The sequence below is a fragment of the Acinetobacter sp. WCHA45 genome (assembly GCF_002165255.2).
Taxonomy (GTDB): domain Bacteria; phylum Pseudomonadota; class Gammaproteobacteria; order Pseudomonadales; family Moraxellaceae; genus Acinetobacter.
Genome location: NZ_CP028561.1, coordinates 1,572,811 through 1,596,866, shown reverse-complemented (window position 1 = coordinate 1,596,866; position 24,056 = coordinate 1,572,811). Strand labels below are relative to the sequence as shown.

The window sequence follows — 24,056 nt, the reverse complement described above, 5'->3', positions numbered from 1 at the left end:
TTAGAGTTGAATATTCTGATATTGAGACATCCATGGTTGTGTTTGTTCTAATTGTGCTGCAAGTTGCAATAAACGATCTTCACGTCCAAAAGGTGCAATAAATTGGCTGCCTAAAGGTAAGCCACTTTTATTCCAGTATAAAGGCACAGACATGGCAGGTAAGCCTGTGACATTTGCTAACTGCGTAAAAGGTACCCAACTTAAATTATCCTGCACCATTTTTTCAACTAATTTACCTTGTGCCAGATAGTGCGCCTTTCCTACTTTTAACAGTCCTTTCAAGATTGGTTTTTGCCAATTAGGTGTCGCAACTTCCCCATTTTTAGGTGCGACTGATGCTGTTGTTGGGGTTAAATAAAGATCATATTTTTCAAAGAAAATGTTCATTTGAGTGCTATAAAGCCCCCAATTATTCAGTGTATGAATATATTCTGTTGCGGTTGTCTTGGCCCCAAAAGCAGCGAGGGCAATAGAATCTAATTCGAAATCATGATCAGTTGCACCTGCCATTTGTTTAATTTGTGCCTGCATATATGAGAACTGGCTGAACCAAGTGGTTACAAAGTCTTTTCCTAATGCTAAACCATCTATTTTTGGACGATCTTCTACAACAATATGCCCTAAAGATTCCAGTAACTGAGCGGTTTGTTGAACAGCTTGAATCGCGTCTTTAGAAACTTTTGTTCCAATCGGTGATTGAGTATTAAAAGCAATTTTGAGTTTTCTTGGAGCCTGTTGAATGATATCTAAATATTTCTTTTCAGGTGGTTCTATTCTAAAAAGTGAAGTTTGTTCTGGGCCTTGAACTGCATCGAGCATGGCAGCACTATCGCGAACTGTTTTGCAGAGAACATGTTGCATGGCAGCACCATGCATTGCTTCACTGTATTGTGGCCCCCAAGGTGTACGACCACGACTCGGTTTTAATCCAAATAAACCACAATAAGAAGCGGGGATACGAATTGATCCGCCACCGTCACCTGCGCCTGCAACTGGGACGATTCCACCTGCAACTGCAGAGCCTGATCCACCAGAAGAACCACCACTATTGTGTTTTAAATTCCACGGATTGTGGCAAGCCCCCCAAGCATCGGGTTCAGTAATTCCTTTGATACCAAACTCAGGCGTGTTCGTACGACCAAAAGTGATAATCCCTGTTTGTTCCCAGCGGTTTACGATTTCAGCATTAAAATCAGGTGTATAATTAATTTTTTTTAGCGCTTGGCTACCATAAGACGTTGGAATGCCTTGATATTCTTGAAATAGATCTTTGACTAGAAATGGAACACCTGCAAATAATCCAGAGAATTCTTGCTGTGCGCGCTGCTTCGCTTGTTGATACATTGGAATAATAATGGCATTTAGCTTTGGATTGACTTGATCTGTTCGTTCTAATGCAATTTTTAATAATTCTGAAGGATGAACTTGTTTGCTTTTGACCAGTTCTGCTAATCCTAAACCATCATATTGCACGTATTCAGAAAATTTCATGGCTTTTATCCTTAAAGCTAAATCTTTATAATGTAAATAAAATAACTGTAAATCTAGAGCTAGCATACCTGAAAAAATGCCATAACAATCAAATAAAGTTCAAGCTAAAAATATTGTGTTTATATGGTTATGAATGCATGTTTTTCTCAAAAAATATGCTAATTTAAAGCCTTGCACCGTTTAGATTACGACTTAATTAAATCTATGAAAAATATTTATATTATTGGATTATTATGGGCTTGCTCAACATGGACTATGGCAGACACGGTCGTAAATGAAAAAGCAGTAACAGCACAACAATTGGCTAAAGCAAATGCGATTAGAGTGATAACTCGTCCTGAAATCATGGGGCTATGGGGAATGGAAATTCCTAATAATAAGAAGTGTGTCGAATACTATAATTTTCGTGGAATGAATGAGGTCGTAATTAAGAGTAACCAAGAGTGGTCTTATGGTTTATATGATTATCAACCTTCAGAAGATCATAAAGAACGTTTACCAGCATTGGTTCTACAGATTAAGTATGACAATAATCAGATGGATTGCTCTGGTCAAACACTAGACCAAACTGGTGAGGTTTCGCAATATTTTGTGAAATGGGAAAATGATCACACCATTAATTTTTGCGCCAATGAAAAAGGCGAAAAATGTTTTGCAACATTACGCCGTGTCTTGCCTTAGAAAGATTGAATAATAAAAAAGCCTCTTAACTTAGAGGCTTTTTTATTTATGCTTTTTCAGCTTTCGGTTCAAGCTGTTTTAGCAAATGTTTTTCTAGATAATGAATATCCATAGCTTGTTCACAGAAGTTTTTGTCCTGCAAGATAAGATCTTTGTGCAATGGAATGTTGGTTTTGATTCCAGTCAAAATCATTTCATCTAAAGCTTGACGCATACGAGCTAAAGATGTTTTACGATCTTTACCATGAGCGATGAGTTTTGCAATCATCGAATCATAATACGGTGGAATACTATAGCCTTGATAAATATGAGAATCTAAACGAATACCTGCGCCGCCTGGTGCATAGAAGTTTTCTATTTTACCAGGAGAAGGTAAGAAGGTGGTCGGATCTTCAGCATTGATACGGCATTCAATCGCATGACCTTTTACTTCGACTTCATGCTGTTCAATATTTAAACCTAAACCAGCCGCAATCCGCAGTTGTTGTTCAATAATATCAATGCCAGTAACCATTTCAGTTACAGGATGCTCAACTTGAACACGAGTATTCATTTCGATAAAGAAGAATTCGCCTTCTTCAAATAAAAACTCAAAAGTTCCAGCACCACGGTATTGCATCAACTTACAAGCATTGACACATGCTTCCAAAATATCAGCACGTGCTTGTTCTGGTAGATTTGGAGCAGGTGCTTCTTCTAACACCTTTTGATGACGACGTTGTAAAGAGCAGTCTCGGTCATATAAATGGATTGCATGACCGTTACCATCACCTAACACTTGAACTTCTACATGGCGAGGTTTCTGTAAGAAGCGCTCCATGTATACAGTATCATCACCAAACCACATCTCAGCATCACGTTGTGCAGCTTGAACTGATTCAAGTAATGTGTCGACACGTTCAACGATACGCATACCACGACCGCCGCCGCCTGATGCTGCTTTGACGATCAACGGGAAGCCAATTTCTTTTGCTTCAGCAAGTGCATTGTTAATCGTTACAGCATGGTCACATCCAGGCACGGTGGGTACGCCAGCCTTTTTCATGGCAATAATCGCGGATACCTTGTTACCCATAAGACGAATGTGTTCAGGGCGAGGACCAATAAAAATAAAACCTGAGCTTTCTACAATTTCAGCAAATTCAGCATTTTCAGACAAAAAGCCGTATCCAGGATGGATGGCATCCGCACCTGTAATTTCTGCAGCAGTAATAATTGCAGGAATATTTAAATAACTTTCACTTGTGGTACCCGGCCCAATACAGACAGCTTCATCAACGAAGCGTAAATGCATTAAGTCTTTGTCAGCATCAGAATAAATACCAACTGTTTTAATGCCAAGCGTTTTACAAGCTCGCGTAATTCGTAAGGCGATTTCACCGCGATTTGCAATTAATACTTTTTGCAACATTAGAATCCCCAAATTAATTAGGCGCGGTAGCGGAAAAGTGGTTGACCAAATTGGATCACTTCACCATTTTTTACCAAGATTTCTTCAATCACGCCGCTTTTAGTCGCCTCAATTGGGTTCATGATTTTCATCGCTTCGATGATACCCAGTGTTTCACCTGCAGAAACTGTTTGACCTACATTTACGAATGGGCCTTCGCCTGGGCTTGGTGCAGAATAGAACACACCAACCATCGGTGACGTTTCTACGGCGCCACGAGGTGTTTTTGCTGCTGGGGCCGCAGGAGCAGAAGCACTAGGTGCTGCTGCCAAAGGTGCCGCTGCGTAAACTGGAGTAGGGCGAGTTAATGAGATGGATTGATCACCTTCCTTAACTTCAATCGCTTGTAAGTCAGATTCAATCATCAAATCGATGAGTTTCTTGATTTTACGGATATCCATGAGTGAGCATTCCTGAAATGTATAAATTAGTTAGAAGATTGAATTTTTTCGATTGCAAAATCGAGAGCAAAGGAGTAACCCTTCGCACCTAAGCCACAAATAACACCAATGGCTTTGTCTGATAAATATGAGTGATGACGGAATGATTCACGGGCGTGAACATTTGACAAATGAACCTCAATAAATGGAATCGCAACGCCAAGAAGGGCATCGCGTAGAGCAACTGAAGTATGAGTCAAGGCTGCAGGGTTAATAATGATAAATTTAACCCCTTCAGTTTGTGCTTGATGAATGCGATCGACAATCGCACCTTCCCAGTTGCTTTGAAATGTATCTAGTGTAAATGATGCTTGTTGAGCTTGAGTGGTGAGTTGCTGGTTAATATCATCTAAGGTGAGATAACCATAAACCTCTGGTTCGCGTTTTCCTAGCAAGTTCAAATTCGGTCCGTGAATTACCAAAATGGTTGAGCTCATTCAGCCTGCTCCAGTTCTAAATCTGCAAATGTTTTTTGCAAGATGTCTGCAAAGTTTGCTTATTATGGCACAAAATTCTGCATTTTTTCTTATAATTTCTTTTAATGGATGAAGAAAGTTGCGTACCAAGCATGCTGCATATAATGAAAACTTTGCAAGGAAATGGCAATGTTAAAATATGACAAATTTCAGGCTTATTTTATTTTTCACTATTTTAAACTGAATTACCTTATTTCGTTCATGTAATTTGTGTAACTCGAAAGTCATGTAATTCATAGATTTGCTTTTTTGAAACTTATATTGAGTTCTAATTAGTTCATGTGTTTATTTCAAGCTATGAATATTTTTTTATTCTAAACTTTTGAAAAATATTTGTTTTAATTCTAATGGATTTTTTAAAATTAGTATAAATATACTTCTAAAGAGAGCAGTGGATGAAGCGTCGTGATACTGAATTATAAAAATATGCTAGTTTAGATTGATAATAAGCATTAGCTTCAATTTGCCATTGGGTTCAAGCTCGTGGGTAGGGGGGTGATTAAATCGACGAAAGTGGCTTATTGGCAAAAAAGATGAATTGTGAAGTTTTGTATGGCTGCTAATGACATGAAAATGTCCGAAAAAGATAAATTGAATATAGATAGTATAGCTATTACATAAGAGATCGCTCTCGATTGGCAGAATCTCTTATGGGTCTTTTCAAAGCTGTCTTTTTCACAAGACAGCTTTTTTTATCACGAGTTCTCTTATTTTGATGCTGCTAAATAAGTATCTAATAGTAGAAAACTTTGCGCTTTATTTTCGTAATCTATAGAACCTACAGGCAAATTGTTCCATTTTTGCATTTGCTGAAATAACCATTCAAAATCTGTACTTTTAGGTATAGCGCTACTTTTAACGAAGTTCCGAATTATATCTTGGATCGTATAGTATTTTTCAACATGAATGCTTGGCGAACATTCAAACTGGATGACATCAAAATCAATTAAAAGTTGCCAGACAGGTTCAAAATCTTCTAATACACGTAACTCTTGTTGAGCCTGCAAGATTGCGCGAGTTAAGGCAATTAATGTATTTGGATGCTGTTGAGCCCACTCTTGCGTTACAGCTAGAACTTTATCCGCAACATTGGGAATGATGTCTTGGCTCGAACCGACAATTTGCCCTAATCCCGCCAATTCTGCCTGAGTATTCCATGGCTCGCCAACACAAAAACCATCAATTAAATGGTTATTTAGCGCTTCTACCATATATGGAGGTGGTAAGGTTTTGAGTTGTATTGAATGTGCCAGTTCAGAATCTGCTAATGCTAACCATTCTCTTAAGCAATAATGATGGATGGAATGCTGGAAAACATGTCCTAAAGAGACCACATGATTTTTTTTCATGTGTTCTACTAATTTTTGAGCTGATAGCTCTAAAGCATCATATTTCTTTATATCTAACTGATAACACAGTTTTTGACTTAAACTTATGAAAGCTCGATTTTCACTGAGAACGACCGGTGTTTGTAATGGAATACCGATTTGATCAGCACCTATTGCGGCTGCAGGTAACATGGCAGATAAGCAATGTGCAGCATCTAAAAGACCAAAAGCCAGTCGATCACGTAGGCTTGCCCAAGAAGCTTCTTTGGTTAAGGTAACATTTAGACCTACTGCTTCAAACAAACCACGCTGTTTTGCCCATAATAGCGCAATACAATCGAGCAAAGGGATGTAGCCAAGTTGCAATTCACTTTTTTCTAAACTGCTCATTTATTCATCCTTTAATTGGTTGTTCAAAAGCTGTTGTGCGTCGAGCAAGCGTCGTGACATTTCACCAATAGTCATACGATGGCTCATGGCATTTTTTCTAAGGAGTTGGAATGCTTTGTCTTCGGTTAATCCGTGTAATTGCATCAGTAGGACTTTAGCTTTCTCAACATCTTTACGATCCGCTAGTTTGGTCTTTGCATCTTTGAGATCACCTTCTAACTTTTTATGTTTTTTATATTGCTGAATCGAAATATCTAAAATGGTATGTAATCGACTTGGATCGATACCATCAACGATATAGGCGGTAATTCCTGCATCAATCGCCTGTTTAATCATATCTCGGTCAGTGTTCTTGGTGAATAATACCGTTGGTAAGTCAAAATTGCTTACGCAACTCTCAATTACATCACGATGAGGGTGATCCATATCAAGCAAAATAACATCTGCTTGAAGATGTTCTAATTTAAAAACATTGAGGTGATCTAAAGTCAAACTAGCAACGACATCAAAGTCATGTTGAATTAAACATGTTTTAATGTATTCAGCTCGAGCCTGATCATCATCTATGAGTGCGATTTTGAGTTTCGGCATAAATATAAAGTCAAATTATAAGTCAATGCACATTTAGCATAATGCGCTTTAAGTATTTTTTTGAAGCAAAATTAATGCCATGAGGAATGATCTATTCAGTGCAGGCATTACTTTAGCCTCTATTTTGTGCGCTTTATTGTATCGTTGCAGCTAAGGGAAACAAATAAAAAATGGATGTGATCTTTATTAAAAATAATTAATGTTCATTGTTGGTGCATAAAAAGAATTATTTTGAAGCATGTTTAATTGTGCTTTAAAACAGTTCATTGATGTATTCGGCATTTATTCAATCAATTAAAAGATATTTAAAATGCTATTTATTTTATAGAAAATCATTATTAAACAATAGTTAATGTTATTTTTAATTTTTATTTTATTAATTGGCATAACATTTGCTTTGTCTTTATTGAGTCAATGAAGACTTTTTAAAAAATTGTAAGACGGCCAACGATGTCCGATCTGATCGGTTTGTTTACACAGCGATATGTGTCAACAAAGCAGTATACGTTCAGTATAGGAGATGGCAATGTCTTTAGATTTATCGGCGAAAAAAGCCACATCAATTAAGTTATTTAACTTCTCAGCGCCAGCGATGCGAGCATTCCACATGAGTTGGCTTGCTTTCTTTGTTTGCTTCTTTGCTTGGTTTGCATGTGCACCTTTAATGCCAGTCATTGCAGGTGAATTTCATCTGACTAAAGATCAAATCGCAAATATCAATATCGCAGCAGTCGCAATTACCATCTTAGTCCGTTTGATCATTGGTCCTTTATGTGACAAGTACGGACCACGTAAAACATATACCGCTTTGTTGATTATCGGCAGTATCCCCGTTTTTGGTGTCGCTTCTGCAAATAGTTATGAATCATTTCTGTTCTTTCGCTTATTAATTGGTGCGATTGGTGCGAGTTTTGTGATTACGCAATACCACACTAGCATCATGTTTGCTCCAAATGTCGTGGGAACTGCAAACGCAGCCTCTGCTGGCTGGGGTAATGCTGGTGGTGGGGCAACACAAGCACTTATGCCGTTATTACTATCTGCATTGGTGATGTTTGGCGTTGAGCAGGCATTTGGTTGGAGACTCGCACTAATCGTCCCAGGTTTCATGATGGTGATCGTAGGTTTTCTTTACTGGAAGTTTACCCAAGATTGTCCTCAAGGTGATTTCAAAGAGTTACGTGCGCATGGTGTGGTTGTTGGCAGCGATAAAAAAGGTGGTCTGGCAATTTTAATGCATGCTGCACGTAACTACCGCGTATGGATTCTCTTCTTCTCATATGCAGCTTGTTTCGGTATCGAAATCTTTATGCATAACATCATAGCGATGTACTACGTCGAGCACTTCAGTTTTGGATTAAAAGAAGCTGGTTTAGCAGCAGGTGTCTTTGGTTTGCTTGCATTATTTGCCCGTGCATTGGGTGGGATTCTTTCAGACAAAGTTGCACTCAAAAAAGGTTTAGACGGTCGTACTAAAGTGCTATTTGCTTTAATTCTTGGCGAAGGGCTCTTCTTAATGTTGTTCTCACAAATGAATGGTCCTGTGTTCGCAATTTTAGTAATGACTGTGTTCGCATTATTTACTCATATGGCGTGTGGTGCAACCTATGCATTGGTTCCTTTTATCGATCGAGAAGCACTTGGTGGGGTTGCAGGCATTATTGGTGCAGGTGGAAATGTAGGTGCAGTTGCAGCGGGATTCTTACTGAAAGGCATGGTTGATATCCAAACTTGCTTAATGGTTCTAGGTGGTTTAGTTGTCATCGCAGCAAGCTCAGTAATGCTCATCCGCTTTTCAGTAGAGCATAAAGAAAAAGAACAACGCTTATTTGAACAAGCAATTTTAGAACGCGGCTCAGAACAAAACAGCGCAGCTTAATCTCAGGTTGGATTTTAGGAGAAACACAATGAAATTAGTGATGATTGGTCATGGTATGGTGGGTCATAAATTCATCGAAGCCATCTTAGAGAAAGCTGATGATGAATTAGAAATTACGATTCTTGCTGAAGAACCACGCATTGCATATGATCGTGTACATTTAACTGAATATTTTTCAGGAAAATCAGCAAAAGACTTATCACTTGCACGTTTTGATTTTGCAGATGCACATGGTATTGACTTACGCTTGAATACCAAAGCCATTGCAATCGATGCTGTCGAAAAAACAGTGACAACAAGTTTTGGTGATGTGATTAGCTACGACAAATTGGTATTGGCAACAGGCTCATATGCATTTGTTCCACCAATTTCAGGCAATGACCGTGAGAACTGTTTTGTTTATCGAACCATTGAAGATTTAGATGCGATTCGTGCTGCAAGCTTAAAGTCAAAGTCAGGTGTAGTGATTGGTGGTGGTTTATTAGGCTTAGAGGCTGCAAAAGCTTTACGTGATTTAAACCTAGAAACGCACGTTGTTGAGTTTGCACCACGCTTAATGGCGGTTCAAATTGATGACTTAGGTGGTAAAGTTTTACGCCGTAAAATCGAGAATCTGGGTGTAAAAGTTCATACTCAAAAAGCAACTTCATCTATTGAAGCGGGAGAAAGTGCAACGCATGTGATGAAGTTTGCGGATGGGAGCGAGCTTGAAACAGACATTATTCTATTCTCAGCAGGTATTCGCCCACGTGATGAACTTGCACGCAGCAGCGGGTTGGCACTTGGTGAGCGTGGGGGTATCAAGATTAATGATTATTGCCAAACCTCAAATGAAGATATTTATGCGATCGGTGAGTGTGCACTTTGGGACAATAAGATCTATGGTCTCGTTGCACCGGGCTATGACATGGCACGTATTGCAGCCAAGCATATCTTAGCTGAAGAAACACATTGTTTCGCTGGTGCTGATATGAGCACTAAGTTGAAATTGATGGGTGTAGATGTGGCATCGGTTGGTGACGCACATGGCATGACACCGAATTCGCTTAGCTATTTCTATGCTGATGAAGATGCATTGGTTTATAAGAAAATCGTTGTCGATGCAGATAAAACTAAATTACTGGGCGCAGTACTTGTTGGTGATGCAAAAGAATATAACGATCTTTTACAAATGATGTTGAATGGTATCGCATTGCCAGAAACACCTGAAAGCTTAATCATGCCAGGATTTGCTGATTCTGGTGCGAAGGCGGGCGGTAGCGGTGTTGATTTACTTCCAGATAGCGCAACGATTTGTTCATGTAACAACGTATCGAAAGCAGATATTTGCCAAGCGATTTGTGATGGTTCGACCTCTTTAGGTGCTTTAAAGAAATGTACTAAAGCAGCAACAGCATGTGGTGGTTGTGCGCCATTAGTTACTCAAGTTTTAAAGTCTGAGTTACAACGTCAAGGTGTAACGGTTAATAACCATGTATGCGAACACTTCCCATACTCACGTCAAGAGATCTATCACTTGGTGCGTGTCAATGAAATCAAAACATTTGATGATTTGATTCAACAACATGGTCATGGTTTAGGTTGTGATATTTGTAAACCAATGACAGCAAACATTTTGGCATCGTGCTGGAATGACTTTGTATTGGAACCAACGCATGCAGGTCTACAAGACAGTAATGACTACTACTTAGGAAATATCCAAAAGGATGGTTCATACTCAGTTGTACCGCGTATGGCAGGTGGTGAAGTTACTCCAGATGGTTTGATTGCTGTAGGTCAAATTGCTAAAAAATATAACCTGTATACCAAAATTACAGGTGGTCAACGTGTTGACTTATTTGGTGCGCAGCTGCACGAGCTACCATTTATTTGGGAAGAGTTGAATGCAGCAGGCTTCGAGTCAGGTCATGCTTACGGTAAATCATTGCGTACAGTGAAATCATGCGTAGGTAGCACGTGGTGCCGTTATGGCGTAGATGATTCTGTTGGTTTAGCGATTGAATTAGAAAATCGCTACAAAGGCTTACGCTCACCGCACAAACTAAAAATGGCTGTGTCGGGTTGTACGCGTGAGTGTGCTGAAGCACAAGGTAAAGATGTTGGTGTCATTGCGACAGAAAAAGGCTGGAACCTATATGTGTGTGGTAATGGTGGAATGAAGCCACGCCATGCAGAGCTTTTAGCTTCTGATCTTGATACCGAAACTTTGATCCGTTATATCGACCGTTTCTTTATGTTCTATATCCAAACTGCGGATCGTTTACAACGTACGAGTGTATGGCGTGACAATATGGAAGGTGGTTTAGATTATCTCAAAGCTGTGATTGTTGATGATTCTCTGGGTCTTGCTGAAGAGCTGGAAAATCGTATGGCGCACGTGATTGGAACTTATCAAGATGAATGGCGTACTGCGGTAGAGAATCCTGAAATTCGTAAACGTTTCCAAACTTACATCAATGCAAGCGCAGAAGAGCAAGCTGATCCATATATTCAATTTACCGAAGTTCGTGATCAAATCCGCCCATTAAATGAAGCTGAACGTTCAGTTGATCGTATCCCGATGGTAGAAGCATAAGGAGAATCAAAATGACAAATCTAAAAGACATGAATATGCTTCCAGAAAATCAATGGGTCGATGTATGTAACCTTGATGACATCACACCAAATACTGGCGCAGGCGCAGTTATTGCGGGGCAATCAGTTGCTTTATTTCGCGTAGGGAACGAAAAACGTATTTATGCATTAAGCAATAAAGATCCATTCAGCCAAGCGAATGTAATGGCGCGCGGTATTATTGGTGATTTGCAAGGTGAACGCGTGGTTGCATCACCTATTTACAAACAACATTTTAGTTTGGCGACTGGACGCTGTTTAGAAGATAAAGATCAAAAACTATTGGTTTTCCCGACTAAAATTGAAAATGGTCGTGTCTGGGTCGGAGCCGTACCACAAAAAACTTATATTACCAATAATGGAATTTCACAAGAGAAGTTAAAGCTTGTTCTGATTGGTAATGGTTTGGCTGGGATGCGTTGCCTAGAAGATTTGCTTGATATGGCGCCAGATCGTTATGAAGTGACAGTCATTGGTGAAGAACCTTGGGGTAACTATAACCGTATCATGCTGTCACCAGTGCTTTCAGGTGAGAAAACGATCGAAGATATTATGTTGCATCCTCATGCTTGGTATAGCGATAAAGGGATTAAGTTTATTGCTGATGATCCTGCGATAAAAATTGATCGTACTCGCAAGACAGTCCATACAGAAAAAGGTGAAACTGTTGATTATGACCGTTTAATTATTGCCACAGGTTCTAAGCCGTTTATTCCACCAGTACAAGGTGTTGACTTGAAAGGTGTGATTAGTTTCCGTGATATTTATGATGTGAATACCATGATTAAATATTGTGAAACTAAAAAAAATGCAGTTGTGATTGGCGGTGGTTTACTTGGCCTAGAAGCAGCGTATGGTCTGAAGCAACGTGGCATGAATGTAACAGTGCTTCATCTAATGGATCGTATCATGGAGCGTCAATTAGATGGTCGAGCAAGCCGTATGCTACGTCATAGTATTGAAGAGAAAGGCATCAAGATTATTACTGAAGCCAATACCGAAGCTTTAATTGGTAAAAATGGTCATGTCAGTCAGATTCGTTTAAAAGATGGTACTTTATTAGATGCTGATTTGGTGGTCTTTGCTGTAGGTATTCGTCCAAATATCACTTTGGCGCAAAGCGCTGGATTACGTTGTAATCGCGGCATTTTAGTGAATGACACCATGCAAACCTTTGATCCGAGTATTTATGCTGTGGGTGAATGTATTGAACATCGTAACCAAACCTTTGGATTGGTGGAGCCACTTTGGGGGCAAGCATTTATTTGCGCAACCCATTTGGCTGAACATGGTAGCTTAACGTTTAAGTCTCCAACGGTACCAACTCAGCTTAAAGTGAGTGGTGTCGATGTCTTTTCAGCAGGTAATTTTGAGCCTAAAGAAGATTATGAAGACATCATTCTAAATGACGAAAAACGCCATATTTACAAGCGTATTATTATCCAAAAAGATAAAGTGATTGGCGCTGTTTTATTCGGTGATACCGACGATGGTATGTGGTATGCCGAGTTAATTGCGGATCAAACACCTGTTTCGACATTTAGAAATAAATTGTTATTTGGTAAAGATTTTGCATTGAAAAAAGCAGGTTAATCTTACTTTGGTTTAGGAGAAATTTCTCCTAAACCAAAAACTCAGTTATTTAACTACTTTATGGTAGTCAACCAAAGATTCACAATAAAAGTTAAGGCGTAGATTATAAATTGGCTATTGATCACGGATCATACAATTTAAAGGGATCGAAACTTTAGTTAGGGCAAAGATGGAATAGGTAAAGGAGCAGTCATGAACAGTATTCAAAATTTAGAACACAGTCGCTCCGATCATGCACAAACACTCATTACAAAAACAACTTGTCCATATTGTGGCGTTGGATGTGGTGTTAATGTTGAAGTTCAACATAAAACACAAGGTTCAAATATTAAAGTTTCAGGAGATACAGAACACCCTGCAAATTTTGGGCGACTCTGTATTAAAGGGAGCAATTTAGCAGATACCTTAGGGTTGGAAACCCGTGTTTTAAATCCGATGTTGGGACGCAAAAATCACCGTAATGTGACAACATGGGGTGTTGCAATTGACAAAATTGCAACTCAATTTCAGGCATGTATTGAGCAATATGGACCCGAAAGTGTGGCATTTTATGTTTCGGGGCAGTTATTAACTGAAGATTATTATGTGGTAAATAAATTCGTAAAGGGTTATTTAGGCACAGCCAATATTGATACCAATTCACGTCTGTGCATGTCTTCAGCCGTGGCTGCGCATAAACGTAGCTTTGGTGAAGATATTGTACCTGCAAGTTATGAAGACTTTGAACATGCTGATATGGTGGTATTGGTTGGTTCAAATACAGCATGGTGTCATCCAGTGTTGTATCAACGGATTATGCAAGCGAAGAGTCAAAATCCTAATTTATTTGTGGTTGTCGTCGATCCACGATTTACGAGCACTTGTGAGCAAGCAGATTTGCATTTGCCAATCTTGCCAGGTCAAGATGTGGCTTTGTTTAAAGGATTATTACAATATTTATATCAACATGGTTATGCTGATCATGAGTTTGTTGAATCTTACACAGAGGGGCTTCAAGCACTTTTAGAAGCGAATCGAACTGAACAAGATTTTAAAGCTGTTGCCAAACGCACAGGTATTTCAGAAGAAAAATTACAATTGTTTTTTGATAAATTTGCCACAACTGAAAAAGTAGTGACTCTTTTTTCAATGGGAGTTAATCAATCATCTCAAGGGGTGAATAAAGCCAATAGTATTATCAACTGTCATTTGCTGACGGGTAAAATTGGTAAGCTAGGCGCTGCTCCATTTTCAATGACTGGACAACCTAATGCGATGGGTGGTCGTGAGGTTGGTGGACTGGCCAATATGTTGGCAGCACACTTGGATATTGATAATGCAACGCATCAAAATTTGGTGCAAAGTTTTTGGAATAGCCCAACCATTGCGACACAAGCTGGACTTAAAGCAGTTGATTTGTTTCAAGCGGTTGAAAGTGGAAAAATTAAAGCAATCTGGATTATGGCGACCAATCCTGTGGTAAGTCTGCCTGATGCCGATCAAGTGAAACGAGCATTGGATAAATGTGAATTTGTCGTTGTTTCAGATATCTGTTCCGATACCGATACCACGGCTTATGCTGATATTTTGCTACCAGCATTAGGTTGGGGTGAAAAAGATGGAACGGTAACTAACTCAGAACGTCGAATTTCACGTCAACGCGCATTTTTAGCTTCACCAAAACAAGCCAAAGCAGATTGGTGGGCTGTTGCTGAAGTTGCAAAAAAACTTGGTTTTTCTGGTTTTGATTTTAGCAATGCGTGTGACATCTTTAATGAGCATGCTGCATTGTCAGCATATCAAAATGCAAGTTTAGCTGAACGTGATCAGGTAGAAAATTTTCGTTATTTTAATTTAAAAGGTTTAACCAATCTAAGTCTTGAAGAATATAACGAGCTAAAACCAACTCAGTGGCCTGTGTGGGAAAAAGGTCAGACGACATCGGTTAAGCAACTTTTTGGTCAAGGCGAGTTTAGTTATGCTTCTCGTAAAGCAAAACTTATTCCAACGATCGCAATCGATCCCGTACACTCAGTTTCTGAAGATTATCCATTAATTCTGAATACGGGGCGTATTCGGGATCAATGGCATACCATGACACGTACAGGTTTATCAGCAAATTTGACCACACATCGTGCTGAACCATTTTGTGAGATTCATCCAAACGATGCGCTTAAATTTGGTATTCGCGATAAAGCATTGGTTGAAGTGAAGTCGCAATGGGGAAGTTGTGTATTACGTGTGACATTGGCTCAAGGTGTTCGTCGTGGACAAATCTTTGCCCCGATTCATTGGACAGAACAAGTTGCCTCAGATGCTCGGATTGGTAAAGTAGTTAACCCTGTTGTGGATGCAATTTCAGGTGAACCTGAGTTTAAGCATACGCCAGTATCAATACAGCCTTTCCATACGACTTGGCAAGGTGTTTTATATGTTCGAGAAGGGTTCGAACATCAAATCAAAGCATCTTTACAGACTTGTGCTTGGTGGACAAAAATCAAAACTGCAAAAGCAATGCGTTATGAGCTTGCGGATCGACACAGTATTGATCAAACTCAGAAAAACTTAAAAACCTTTTTACCTTTTGTCGATGAAACATATGAATGGTTAAGTATTGAGGATATTTCATCGCAACTCAGTCATAGTATTGTACTCAAAGATGGGATTTTAATCGCAAGTCTTTATATTGCACCTGCTGAGTTATTACCTGATCGTGATTGGGTTGCAAGTTTATTTAAGCGTGAGCGATTAAGTGCCTTGCACCGTAAAGCATTGTTGGCAGGTATGCCAATGTCTGCTGCTAATAACGATGGTCCATTGGTGTGTAGTTGTTTCAAAGTAGGAAAAAACAAGATTATTGAAGCAATCAAAACTCAAAATATCACACATGAAAAGCAAGTCACGGCATGTTTAAAAGCGGGTGGTAACTGTGGTTCATGTTTACCAGAAATTCGTGGTTTGATTAAGACTTGTCAGTTGGAGGCAGAAGCATGACTATGCAAATTCCCGCTACAGATCTCGTGATCTTGGCGGGAGGACAAGCACGCCGTATGAATGGCATGAATAAATTACTTCAACAATTTGATGATCAAATTCAACTATCTAAAATTTGTCAGAAATTTAAATCAGAAGTTCAAAGCATTTGGGTAAACAGTCATCGAGATAGTTCGATTTACAAGCAGATTGAACCGAATATCTATTGTTATTCAGATGATCAAACAGGTTTTTTAGGTCCATTAATGGGGATGAAAAGTGCGTGGTCCCATCTGCAATCGGACTATGCTTTGTTTATTCCGTGCGATGTTACGTATATACCCAATCAAGTTTTAATTAAGTTGCATCGCGCACTACAAAAAAATCCACAAGCACTAGTGGCTTATGTTGCAATTAATGGAGATGCTTTATATCCATTTTGTTTATTAAAAAGAGAGAGTTTACCCATTTTAAAACAACAAATTTCCGCTGGTAAATTGAGCTTGCGTGAATGTTTTAAACAGCTAAATTCTCAGCAAGTTATTTTGCAAAAGCAAAGTCTGTTTTGTCATAGCATCAATTCGCTAGATGAATTGCAGCAGTACCAGCAGATGAAATTTTTTAAACAATTGTTTATTTAAAATTTTAGCTTTAAGTTAATCGCACCAAAATATTTCAAAAAATACAAAATTGCTTTTAATTGGTGCGAATGGTTTTCGGTTGTATATTGAAATTTATAACAGTTGTGTGTTGTGAAGCGATAAATTGTTTTGTTAGATAAATAAATGCTCTCAAGGTGGATTAGAGTAAAATATTGGAATAAATATTGCTTAAGTAGAGAAGTATGCTGCACATATACAAGCCGCGTCGCACATAACTTGTGCTTAAGTGTTCAGCGAATTCACAATATGAGTGCAAAAGATGAAGCATGATAGCCCTGAAACGACTTTACCGATCTTGCAAGATCAGTACGGTCGTATTAAGCGTAAGTTACGGATTTCCGTGACAGATCGTTGCAATTTCAAATGCACCTATTGTATGCCTGAACATCCAGAATGGATGAAAAAACAAGATTTACTCAGTTTTGAAGCGTTGCTGCTATTTTGCCAATATATGGTGAAGCAAGGGATTGAAAATATTCGCATTACTGGGGGAGAACCTTTAATGCGTCAGGGTGTTGTTCATTTTATTCGTGATTTGCAGAGTTTACGAGTATTGGGCTTAAAACGAATCTCCATCACTACCAATGCACATTATTTAGCTAAATATGCTGAAGCCCTAAAACAAGCTGGATTAGATGATCTTAATATCAGCCTAGATAGTTTAGACCCAGATCAATTCAAGCAACTGACTAAAAAAGAACTCACTCCCGTATTAAATGGGATAGAGGCGGCAAAAAAAGCGGGGCTTGCTTTCAAAATCAATTGTGTGTTGATGAAAGGTCAAAATGATGATCAGATTTTGCCAATGGTAAAGTGGGCGAAGCAACACAGTATTCCATTACGCTTTATTGAGTTTATGCCTCTGGATGGTGATCAGCATTGGACTGATCAGGCAGTGGTCAGTGAAGCAGAAATTTTAGCGCAACTTCAGCCTTTTTATCAGATTCAAGTTTTGCAACAGCAGCATGAGCCCGCACGTCAGTATCAGTTAGATGGGCAATATTGTATTGGTATTATTTCTACGATAACTCATTCATTTTGCGGTGATTGTGATCGAATTAGATTAACAGCACAAGGTGAATTATATAATTGTTTATTTGCACAACAGGGTCTGAATATAAAGCCGTATTTACAAGCTGTGATTAAACAGAAACAACTAGCTCAAGATATCAATGATCAAGAGCTTGATCAGCAAATTAAACCTTATATTTGGCACAAAGCGAAAGGTTATCATGCGATAAAACACCAACAAGTACGCAAAATTAGTATGCATATGTTAGGTGGTTAGTTTGGAAAAAAGTGGTCTGGAGAGAATATGCAAACCATTGACATAAAAATAGAAGCTTTTGGTGCTATTGAACGGTTATTGCCAAAAGAGCTTGCATTTGAGTTTGCAGAAAATCAAACGGTTGAAGAAGTGCTAAGTCACATCGTGATGCTTTACCCAGAAGCAACAAAAGCGATGGATAAATGTGCGTGTGCGATAGGTGAAGATATTGTGCTACGCCAAACAGCATTAAATACTTCATGTACTTTGGTATTGTTATCACCTGTTGCAGGAGGATGAAATGCGCGAATTTTCAAGAGTTCAAGATCAGGCTCTAAGCTTAGACAGTTTTGATCCTATACAATCATTTCCTGAATGTGGTGGTATTGATATTTTTATTGGAACTGTACGTAATCATCATGAAGGTAAAGCAGTTAAAGCATTAAAATATACTTCGTACACGCCTGTTGCTGAAAAGATGATTCGTGAAATCGAACAGCAAATCAAAGAGAAGCATCAGGTTTCTTATGTGCGTGTGATGCATCGAATTGGTTATTTAGATGTCAGTGAAACAGCAATTATTGCAATTGCGTATGCTGCTCACCGCCGTGAAGCATTTCAAGCCTGTGAAGAAGCCGTTGAACGTGTAAAACACGAAGTACCAATTTGGAAAGAAGAGTTCTTTATGGATGGTACAAGTCAATATGTAGAAGGTTGCTGTATTCGTAAAGATACGGTGGAAACTGATGCTCATGTCCATAAACATGAGCATCACCACCGTCAAGAACATGAAAATTGTGCACATGAGCATACACACGAATAAGCTTTTAGGAAGTAAAAATGAAAAATGTTGGGATGAAACCCGAAAGTTATCGTGTTGCAGAAGCACAAGCGATTTTATACGCCCCACCGCATTGTATTCAGCTATTGCGTGATGGAAATACTGAAAAAGGCGATGCTTTAAAAACAGCTCGTATCGCAGGAATCTTGGCGGCAAAACGGACTGATGAACTGATTCCTCTTTGTCATCCTTTACCGATTTATCGTGCTGATGTTGAATATGATTTACAACATGATCACGTTGTGATTCTGACGACTGTAGAAACCATTGGGCCTACAGGGGTTGAGATGGAGGCCTTGACTGCTGCGAGTTTGGCAGGTTTAACCATTTATGACATGTTGAAGCCGCATTGTGAACCTGATGAATTGTGTTTAGACCAATGTAAATTGCTTAAGAAAAAAGGAGGTAAGTCACATTTTAAACGGACTCTACGTCAACCTGTTTCAGCGGCAGTAATCGTACTTTCTGATACGGTGGCAGCAGGACGTAAACCTGATACCGCAGGGAAATCAGTGGTTGAGACCTTAACTGAAGCAGGTTTTAATCCAATTCATTATCAAATTTTGCCAGATGAATCAGATCAATTGAAAGAATTGGTAGTAGAATTGGCAAAGTCTTATGCATGTATCATGACTGTTGGTGGTACAGGTATTGGTAAACGAGATATTACGGTTGATACACTTGAACCACTTTTAGAACGTAAATTAGATGGTCTGATGGAAGCAGCACGTTCTTTTGGTCAAAAACGCACACCATATGCAGCTATGTCTCGTGGCGTAGCAGGTTTTATTGATCGTTCCTTAGTGGTAACGCTGCCAGGTAGCCGTGGTGGTGCGAGTGAATCAATGGCAGCTATTCTGCCAGCTCTCGTTCATATTTTTGATGTTTGCCGAGATTTACCACATCCGGGGGGATATGAATAATGTCAGGATGTGGTGCTGAAAAGGGTTTAATCAGTATCGATGAGGCACTTGAACTCATTCGAACCCAGCCCAAAACATTGACGACTGAGGTCTTGGCTTTAGCCCAAGGTTTGAATCGTTATGTCGCTAAAGCAATCTATTCCGAGGTCAATCTACCTAGCTTTTCTCAAAGTGCGGTAGATGGTTATGCGATTAATAGTTCACTTACACAGCTTCAAGATGTTTGTTTTGATGTAATCGGTGAGATTAAAGCGGGTAGTGAACTCGAATATCAATTGCTTGATGGGCAAGCCATTCGTATTTTTACAGGTGGCAAAATTCCTGAAGGCACCACACATGTTGCTCGACAAGAAATTGTTAAAGTTGAGTCGGAGACAATTCGACTGATTGAACAGCTTAAACCACAGGCTGATATTCGATTTACTGGTGAAGAAGTCAAACAAGGTCAACAGCTTGCGGACGTTGGTCAGAATATCAATATCGGTGCACTTGCTGCTTTAAGTATGGCAGGTGTGCAAACTGTCGAGGTATTTCAACAGCCTAAGGTTGCTGTGGTTATTACTGGTGATGAGGTTGCTGAGCACCCTGAAGATTTACACGTTGGTAAAGTTTTTGATGCCAATGGGCCGTTACTGAAGGCTTGGTTCAAAGCTTATGGTATCGATGTCGAAATTCTACATATTGCAGATGCTGCTGAACAAGTCACAGCATGTTTCGAGCGATTAAAATCTTTATATGACGTCATTATTACCACGGGTGGTGTCTCTGTAGGGGATTATGACTTCGTTCGTCCATGTGCTTTTGAGACTGGATTTGAACAGATCTTTTGGAAAGTTAAACAAAAACCGGGTAAGCCATTATTTTTTGCAAAATATGAAGATCCTGACCATCATTGCTATTTATTAGGTTTACCGGGTAATCCAGCGGCTGTTTATGTGTGTATGCAGATTTATGGCAACGCTTTATTAGATACTTTGCAAAATCAACGTGAGCCTATGCAATGGTTTAGTGGAGTACTCACCCATGGACTGAAATCTGATGCACGTGAGCGATTTTTAAGAATGCATGCTTATTTTGATCAGGGACAGCTCAAATTACAAAGCCTTGCGAAACAACAATCACATATGTTGAGTAATTTAATGCAGGCCAATTGTTTAGTGCGTATTCCTGCAAATATTCAGTTAGATGCTGGACAAGAACTTTCAGGTGTTTTTATTCATAGCTAAGTTGTCGAATGAGTTTAAATGAAATGATCTGTTTTTTGATATTTAACTGAGTGCCAATATTGCATCTGATTGATCAGGTGGTTTAGTGTATATTTTATAGTGTTTAGTTTCTAAACATGACGGTTCAAGGCATCGATGAGATGTCTTCAAAGTTCTAAAAAATGATCAGGTGATAATAATGAAATGGGAAGAAATTGGCGATCAGCCATGTTCAGTTGCGAGAACGCTTTCTGTACTCGGTGATCGTTGGACAATGCTAATTTTACGTAACGCTTTCATGGGAATACGTCGTTTTGATGACTTCCAGCGTAGTCTGGGAGTTACACGTCATGTCCTTTCAGAACGATTAAAGCGTCTGGTCGAGCATGGGATTTTAACCAAAGTGCCTTATGTAGAACGTCAAGAACGATTTGAATACCAACTTACTGATAAAGGTTTGGATCTTTATCCTCTTATTTTAGCGATGGTGCAGTGGGCCGATAAATGGATGGACATGGGACTTGGAAAACCGATTGAGTTTACACACAAAGGTTGTGGTAAGAAAATGAATCCAAGAGTGGTTTGCTCGGAATGTGATGAACCGCTGAATGTAAAAGATGTCCGTGTATCAGCTGGTCCAGGATATTTTGCTTTTATTGAACAAAAACAAAATAGCGCCTGATAGATCATTTTCAATGATCTATAAACAATTGGCAGGTTTAGGCACGCCAGCCAAACGGCTTAAATGTCGTGCAACCAACCCTGTATTAAATCTTTGTTGTAATTCAGCATTATTGATTTCAGGACTAACCGTCTTCATCAAAAATTTAATCAGTGGACGAGTTGCTGGGGAATGCCCAAATTGTTGATAGAATTGACGTACGGCGTGGAGAATTTCGAAATGCCAAGCGGTAAGTTCTAGATCAAGTGATTGAGCAAGTTGCTGGGCAACTTCAGTATTCCAAATTGTATAATCGACCAAATGACCGTCTTGATCTAACTCTAATTGCATGAAATAGCCTAATTAACTAAAAATAATTTATTTTAAAGAAATACAGCGTTTGAATTGCAAAACTAAATCAGCGAATTCAGCGTATTCTATAATTTTGACCTCAGATTTGATTTCATCTCCAAGTAAGTTTTGCTCATTACTTAAGCAGTAAAGATTTGGATAAAGATCTACAATCTTTTTAGTTAGCAGTAAAAGCCCATCCCCCATGACTACAATCGTATCATGCACATGTGCCATTTGAGCTAACTCAATCCAGATTTTATCTGTGTTGTAGTAAGGGGATTGAATCAAAAATAAAGTTGAATTTTCCATCTTTCTGAGCTCTACCAATACAAAATATGATCGAAGGATTGAATAAATTCAGGCTGAATCTCAACAAACTCGATTTCTTGATCACTATCTTGCGCAATCGCCAAATATTGATTTTTAGTTTCAACTAAAATCGGGGTTAGATCATAGAACTCAAAACTGTCCACCATATTGGCAGCAACTTTGAAAGCTTGTTTGAATTGATCGAACTCTAATTTATTGTTCAATAAGCTCAGTGCAGCATCTTTTAATAATACTTTGACAGAAATACCAAAGGTTGCTAAAACCATAGTTGCAGACACGCTTTCGTTGATCTGCAAACTAGTTAAATTGGATTGCGTTAGGATGACGAGTACAGATTTCACACAATTTACCTTTTAAAAGCAACACTCTATTAATGAACTTAAACTGAACTTAAACTAAAATTGAATTAAACGAGAACAGCTTTGCACAGCATCAGCTAGCTCTCCAAGTCCAACTAGCTCAAAACCTTGCGCTAAGTTGTGTTGTTGAAGTGAATGACGTTGGGCATTGCTTGCATCAGTGATTCCCCGAGCAAGGGCAGCACTGACACAGACAGGGAGTCGAATGCCAAGCTTTTGCCATTCTTGTTTTAGATTGCGTTGATCATCAGGAAACCACTGTAAATCATTCGCAACCTGAACACCATCTTGGTAAAAGAAGACACGAAAATCTTCGGACTTATTTCCTAATGCTTGAGCTAAACCAAAAGCATGCCAAGCCATAATTGAAGTAGGTGCAGAAGTTATTAACAGTAGTGTACTCATTGAACATTCACTATGGTCACGTAAGCAAAATGATGGACAGATTAAAAAGAAGGTAAGTATACAATGATTTTGGTGACAGGTGGTTTAGGCTTTATCGGTTCACATATTGCTTTGAGTTTATTAGCACGTGGGCAAGAAGTTGTTATTGTTGATAATTTAGCCAATTCGACTTTACAAACCTTGGAGCGCTTAGAATACATCTCAGGAATGTATATTCCATTTGTTAAAGTAGATGTGAGAAATACACCTGCCTTAAATAAAGTATTTGAACAATATTCAATTCATACTGTTATCCATACAGCCAGTTTTAAATCGCTTGAAGAATCTGTTCTAAAGCCACTTGAATACTACAATGATAATGTCAGCAGCATTATGAGCTTATTGAGAGCAATGCAGCGGATGGGTGTTAGAGAATTAATCAATCTTTCTAGTTTGGCCGTATATGGGCAATCTAATCCAAGTGTAGTTGAAGAGACTGAGTTTAATTATCGCTACCCAAATCCATACATTCGATCTCAGCAAATGGTTGAAGATATTATTGCAGATACTTATAAAGTCGATCATGAATGGAAAATTATCAATCTCAGGTTATCCAATATTGTTGGTGCTTTTGAACATGGAGTTTTAGGAGAATACGTAACTCAACTCCCTAAAAATATTGTGCCTTTAGCTTTACAAGTTGCAGCGATGCAGCGAGATTGTATCGAATTGCAGAATCAAGCACACACAGAAGATGGAACGGTTGAAAGAAGCTTTTTACATGTTTTGGATGCTTGTGATGCAGTTTTGATCGCATTAAATTGGTTAAAAACACAAACTAGTTGTTTGGAAGCATTCAACATTGCACATCATCAACTCACATCTATACAAAATTTGATTGATGAAGTTGCGAGAGTCACTCAGACCGAAATTCAAGTGCAACCTGCTGTATATCAAAACCAAGAGTTAGCGCAATTGGGTGCAAATATTGATAAAGCAAAAAAAATATTAAATTGGGTTCCTAAACGTTCTCTATCACAAATGATTGAAGATGAGTGGCGTTTTTATCGCAATACCTTAACAGGTAATTAGGATAATGATTCTTATTTACAATTTTAGTGGCTTTGTTTAGGATAATTAAGACTTATCAAATATACATCAATATGAACTGAGTCTTCGCTAGCCA

At 38.8% G+C, this 24,056-nt stretch carries 23 protein-coding genes; 13 read left to right on the top strand and 10 right to left on the bottom strand.

Going from position 1 to position 24,056, the window contains the following annotated elements:
• Window positions 1-1,491, bottom strand: a complete 1,491-nt coding sequence (locus CDG55_RS09125) for an amidase (protein WP_087536160.1) — start codon at window positions 1,489-1,491, stop codon at window positions 1-3.
• Window positions 1,492-1,695: 204 nt separating this feature from the next.
• Between CDG55_RS09125 and CDG55_RS09120 the strand changes: the two genes are divergently transcribed.
• Entirely contained in the window at window positions 1,696-2,172 is a 477-nt protein-coding gene (locus CDG55_RS09120) for a hypothetical protein (protein WP_005160433.1), read from the top strand.
• A 46-nt stretch (window positions 2,173-2,218) separates the two neighbouring features.
• Here the strand turns inward: CDG55_RS09120 and accC are convergent, their stop codons facing one another.
• The 5 genes from accC to CDG55_RS09095 form a co-directional block, all read right to left on the bottom strand.
• Window positions 2,219-3,583, bottom strand: coding sequence for an acetyl-CoA carboxylase biotin carboxylase subunit (gene accC, locus CDG55_RS09115; protein ID WP_004661970.1), 1,365 nt, complete (start codon window positions 3,581-3,583; stop codon window positions 2,219-2,221).
• Between the two features lie 17 nt (window positions 3,584-3,600).
• Entirely contained in the window at window positions 3,601-4,023 is a 423-nt protein-coding gene (gene accB, locus CDG55_RS09110) for an acetyl-CoA carboxylase biotin carboxyl carrier protein (RefSeq protein ID WP_005160413.1), read from the bottom strand.
• A gap of 26 nt (window positions 4,024-4,049) precedes the next feature.
• On the bottom strand, window positions 4,050-4,499 hold the full coding sequence (gene aroQ, locus CDG55_RS09105) for a type II 3-dehydroquinate dehydratase (protein ID WP_005160410.1): 450 nt from the start codon (window positions 4,497-4,499) through the stop codon (window positions 4,050-4,052).
• A gap of 746 nt (window positions 4,500-5,245) precedes the next feature.
• Entirely contained in the window at window positions 5,246-6,256 is a 1,011-nt protein-coding gene (locus CDG55_RS09100) for an ABC transporter substrate-binding protein (RefSeq protein WP_087536159.1), read from the bottom strand.
• Window positions 6,257-6,847 carry an ANTAR domain-containing response regulator gene (locus tag CDG55_RS09095; protein ID WP_004661975.1) on the bottom strand — a complete coding sequence of 197 codons (591 nt, stop codon included), beginning with the start codon at window positions 6,845-6,847 and terminating at the stop codon, window positions 6,257-6,259.
• Window positions 6,848-7,373: 526 nt separating this feature from the next.
• Between CDG55_RS09095 and CDG55_RS09090 the strand changes: the two genes are divergently transcribed.
• The 11 genes from CDG55_RS09090 (at window position 7,374) to CDG55_RS09040 (ending at window position 21,464) form a co-directional block, all read left to right on the top strand.
• The gene (locus CDG55_RS09090) at window positions 7,374-8,726 is read left to right on the top strand and encodes an MFS transporter (protein WP_087536158.1); all 1,353 of its coding nucleotides are present in this window, start codon (window positions 7,374-7,376) and stop codon (window positions 8,724-8,726) included.
• Between the two features lie 28 nt (window positions 8,727-8,754).
• On the top strand, window positions 8,755-11,301 hold the full coding sequence (gene nirB / locus CDG55_RS09085) for a nitrite reductase large subunit NirB (protein WP_087536157.1): 2,547 nt from the start codon (window positions 8,755-8,757) through the stop codon (window positions 11,299-11,301).
• Between the two features lie 11 nt (window positions 11,302-11,312).
• On the top strand, window positions 11,313-12,932 hold the full coding sequence (gene nirD, locus CDG55_RS09080) for a nitrite reductase small subunit NirD (protein ID WP_087536156.1): 1,620 nt from the start codon (window positions 11,313-11,315) through the stop codon (window positions 12,930-12,932).
• 192 nt (window positions 12,933-13,124) lie between these two features.
• Window positions 13,125-15,905, top strand: coding sequence for a nitrate reductase (locus tag CDG55_RS09075; RefSeq protein WP_087536155.1), 2,781 nt, complete (start codon window positions 13,125-13,127; stop codon window positions 15,903-15,905).
• Window positions 15,902-16,525 (top strand): molybdenum cofactor guanylyltransferase, encoded by a 624-nt coding sequence (mobA, locus tag CDG55_RS09070; RefSeq protein ID WP_005160395.1) that lies wholly within the window; start codon window positions 15,902-15,904, stop codon window positions 16,523-16,525. The genes CDG55_RS09075 and mobA overlap by 4 nt, the downstream gene beginning before the upstream one ends.
• Before the next feature lie 280 nt (window positions 16,526-16,805).
• Window positions 16,806-17,834, top strand: coding sequence for a GTP 3',8-cyclase MoaA (gene moaA, locus CDG55_RS09065; protein WP_087536154.1), 1,029 nt, complete (start codon window positions 16,806-16,808; stop codon window positions 17,832-17,834).
• Between the two features lie 27 nt (window positions 17,835-17,861).
• A complete protein-coding gene (locus CDG55_RS09060; protein WP_087536153.1) occupies window positions 17,862-18,113 on the top strand; it encodes a MoaD/ThiS family protein in 252 nt (83 codons plus the stop codon).
• Window position 18,114: 1 nt separating this feature from the next.
• Window positions 18,115-18,636, top strand: coding sequence for a molybdenum cofactor biosynthesis protein MoaE (locus CDG55_RS09055; protein WP_087536152.1), 522 nt, complete (start codon window positions 18,115-18,117; stop codon window positions 18,634-18,636).
• 17 nt (window positions 18,637-18,653) lie between these two features.
• Window positions 18,654-19,577 carry a bifunctional molybdenum cofactor biosynthesis protein MoaC/MoaB gene (gene moaCB, locus CDG55_RS09050; RefSeq protein ID WP_087536151.1) on the top strand — a complete coding sequence of 308 codons (924 nt, stop codon included), beginning with the start codon at window positions 18,654-18,656 and terminating at the stop codon, window positions 19,575-19,577.
• Window positions 19,577-20,803, top strand: coding sequence for a molybdopterin molybdotransferase MoeA (locus CDG55_RS09045; RefSeq protein ID WP_087536150.1), 1,227 nt, complete (start codon window positions 19,577-19,579; stop codon window positions 20,801-20,803). Before moaCB ends, CDG55_RS09045 begins: the two co-directional genes overlap by 1 nt.
• A 178-nt stretch (window positions 20,804-20,981) precedes the next feature.
• Entirely contained in the window at window positions 20,982-21,464 is a 483-nt protein-coding gene (locus CDG55_RS09040) for a winged helix-turn-helix transcriptional regulator (protein WP_087536149.1), read from the top strand.
• Between the two features lie 18 nt (window positions 21,465-21,482).
• On the opposite strand, the gene CDG55_RS09035 is transcribed toward CDG55_RS09040, so the two are convergent.
• The 4 genes from CDG55_RS09035 to tusD are packed head-to-tail and all read right to left on the bottom strand — an operon-like array spanning window position 21,483 to window position 22,891.
• Window positions 21,483-21,794 carry a TusE/DsrC/DsvC family sulfur relay protein gene (locus tag CDG55_RS09035; protein WP_005216019.1) on the bottom strand — a complete coding sequence of 104 codons (312 nt, stop codon included), beginning with the start codon at window positions 21,792-21,794 and terminating at the stop codon, window positions 21,483-21,485.
• A gap of 27 nt (window positions 21,795-21,821) precedes the next feature.
• Window positions 21,822-22,106 carry a hypothetical protein gene (locus CDG55_RS09030; RefSeq protein WP_005160343.1) on the bottom strand — a complete coding sequence of 95 codons (285 nt, stop codon included), beginning with the start codon at window positions 22,104-22,106 and terminating at the stop codon, window positions 21,822-21,824.
• 11 nt (window positions 22,107-22,117) lie between these two features.
• Window positions 22,118-22,468, bottom strand: a complete 351-nt coding sequence (locus CDG55_RS09025) for a hypothetical protein (protein WP_087536148.1) — start codon at window positions 22,466-22,468, stop codon at window positions 22,118-22,120.
• Between the two features lie 54 nt (window positions 22,469-22,522).
• Entirely contained in the window at window positions 22,523-22,891 is a 369-nt protein-coding gene (gene tusD / locus CDG55_RS09020; protein WP_005160335.1) for a sulfurtransferase complex subunit TusD, read from the bottom strand.
• Window positions 22,892-22,954: 63 nt separating this feature from the next.
• On the opposite strand from tusD, the gene galE reads away from it, so the two are divergent.
• The gene (gene galE, locus CDG55_RS09015) at window positions 22,955-23,962 is read left to right on the top strand and encodes a UDP-glucose 4-epimerase GalE (RefSeq protein WP_087536147.1); all 1,008 of its coding nucleotides are present in this window, start codon (window positions 22,955-22,957) and stop codon (window positions 23,960-23,962) included.
• Window positions 23,963-24,056 lie beyond the last annotated feature (94 nt).

What these genes read in the sequence shown, in the direction of transcription:
- CDG55_RS09125 (WP_087536160.1), bottom strand. Translation starts at nt 1,491, where the DNA reads ATGAAATTTTCTGAATACGTGCAATATGATGGTTTAGGATTAGCAGAA.
- CDG55_RS09120 (WP_005160433.1), top strand. Translation starts at nt 1,696, where the DNA reads ATGAAAAATATTTATATTATTGGATTATTATGGGCTTGCTCAACATGG.
- accC (WP_004661970.1), bottom strand. Translation starts at nt 3,583, where the DNA reads ATGTTGCAAAAAGTATTAATTGCAAATCGCGGTGAAATCGCCTTACGA.
- accB (WP_005160413.1), bottom strand. Translation starts at nt 4,023, where the DNA reads ATGGATATCCGTAAAATCAAGAAACTCATCGATTTGATGATTGAATCT.
- aroQ (WP_005160410.1), bottom strand. Translation starts at nt 4,499, where the DNA reads ATGAGCTCAACCATTTTGGTAATTCACGGACCGAATTTGAACTTGCTA.
- CDG55_RS09100 (WP_087536159.1), bottom strand. Translation starts at nt 6,256, where the DNA reads ATGAGCAGTTTAGAAAAAAGTGAATTGCAACTTGGCTACATCCCTTTG.
- CDG55_RS09095 (WP_004661975.1), bottom strand. Translation starts at nt 6,847, where the DNA reads ATGCCGAAACTCAAAATCGCACTCATAGATGATGATCAGGCTCGAGCT.
- CDG55_RS09090 (WP_087536158.1), top strand. Translation starts at nt 7,374, where the DNA reads ATGTCTTTAGATTTATCGGCGAAAAAAGCCACATCAATTAAGTTATTT.
- nirB (WP_087536157.1), top strand. Translation starts at nt 8,755, where the DNA reads ATGAAATTAGTGATGATTGGTCATGGTATGGTGGGTCATAAATTCATC.
- nirD (WP_087536156.1), top strand. Translation starts at nt 11,313, where the DNA reads ATGACAAATCTAAAAGACATGAATATGCTTCCAGAAAATCAATGGGTC.
- CDG55_RS09075 (WP_087536155.1), top strand. Translation starts at nt 13,125, where the DNA reads ATGAACAGTATTCAAAATTTAGAACACAGTCGCTCCGATCATGCACAA.
- mobA (WP_005160395.1), top strand. Translation starts at nt 15,902, where the DNA reads ATGACTATGCAAATTCCCGCTACAGATCTCGTGATCTTGGCGGGAGGA.
- moaA (WP_087536154.1), top strand. Translation starts at nt 16,806, where the DNA reads ATGAAGCATGATAGCCCTGAAACGACTTTACCGATCTTGCAAGATCAG.
- CDG55_RS09060 (WP_087536153.1), top strand. Translation starts at nt 17,862, where the DNA reads ATGCAAACCATTGACATAAAAATAGAAGCTTTTGGTGCTATTGAACGG.
- CDG55_RS09055 (WP_087536152.1), top strand. Translation starts at nt 18,115, where the DNA reads ATGCGCGAATTTTCAAGAGTTCAAGATCAGGCTCTAAGCTTAGACAGT.
- moaCB (WP_087536151.1), top strand. Translation starts at nt 18,654, where the DNA reads ATGAAAAATGTTGGGATGAAACCCGAAAGTTATCGTGTTGCAGAAGCA.
- CDG55_RS09045 (WP_087536150.1), top strand. Translation starts at nt 19,577, where the DNA reads ATGTCAGGATGTGGTGCTGAAAAGGGTTTAATCAGTATCGATGAGGCA.
- CDG55_RS09040 (WP_087536149.1), top strand. Translation starts at nt 20,982, where the DNA reads ATGAAATGGGAAGAAATTGGCGATCAGCCATGTTCAGTTGCGAGAACG.
- CDG55_RS09035 (WP_005216019.1), bottom strand. Translation starts at nt 21,794, where the DNA reads ATGCAATTAGAGTTAGATCAAGACGGTCATTTGGTCGATTATACAATT.
- CDG55_RS09030 (WP_005160343.1), bottom strand. Translation starts at nt 22,106, where the DNA reads ATGGAAAATTCAACTTTATTTTTGATTCAATCCCCTTACTACAACACA.
- tusD (WP_005160335.1), bottom strand. Translation starts at nt 22,891, where the DNA reads ATGAGTACACTACTGTTAATAACTTCTGCACCTACTTCAATTATGGCT.
- galE (WP_087536147.1), top strand. Translation starts at nt 22,955, where the DNA reads ATGATTTTGGTGACAGGTGGTTTAGGCTTTATCGGTTCACATATTGCT.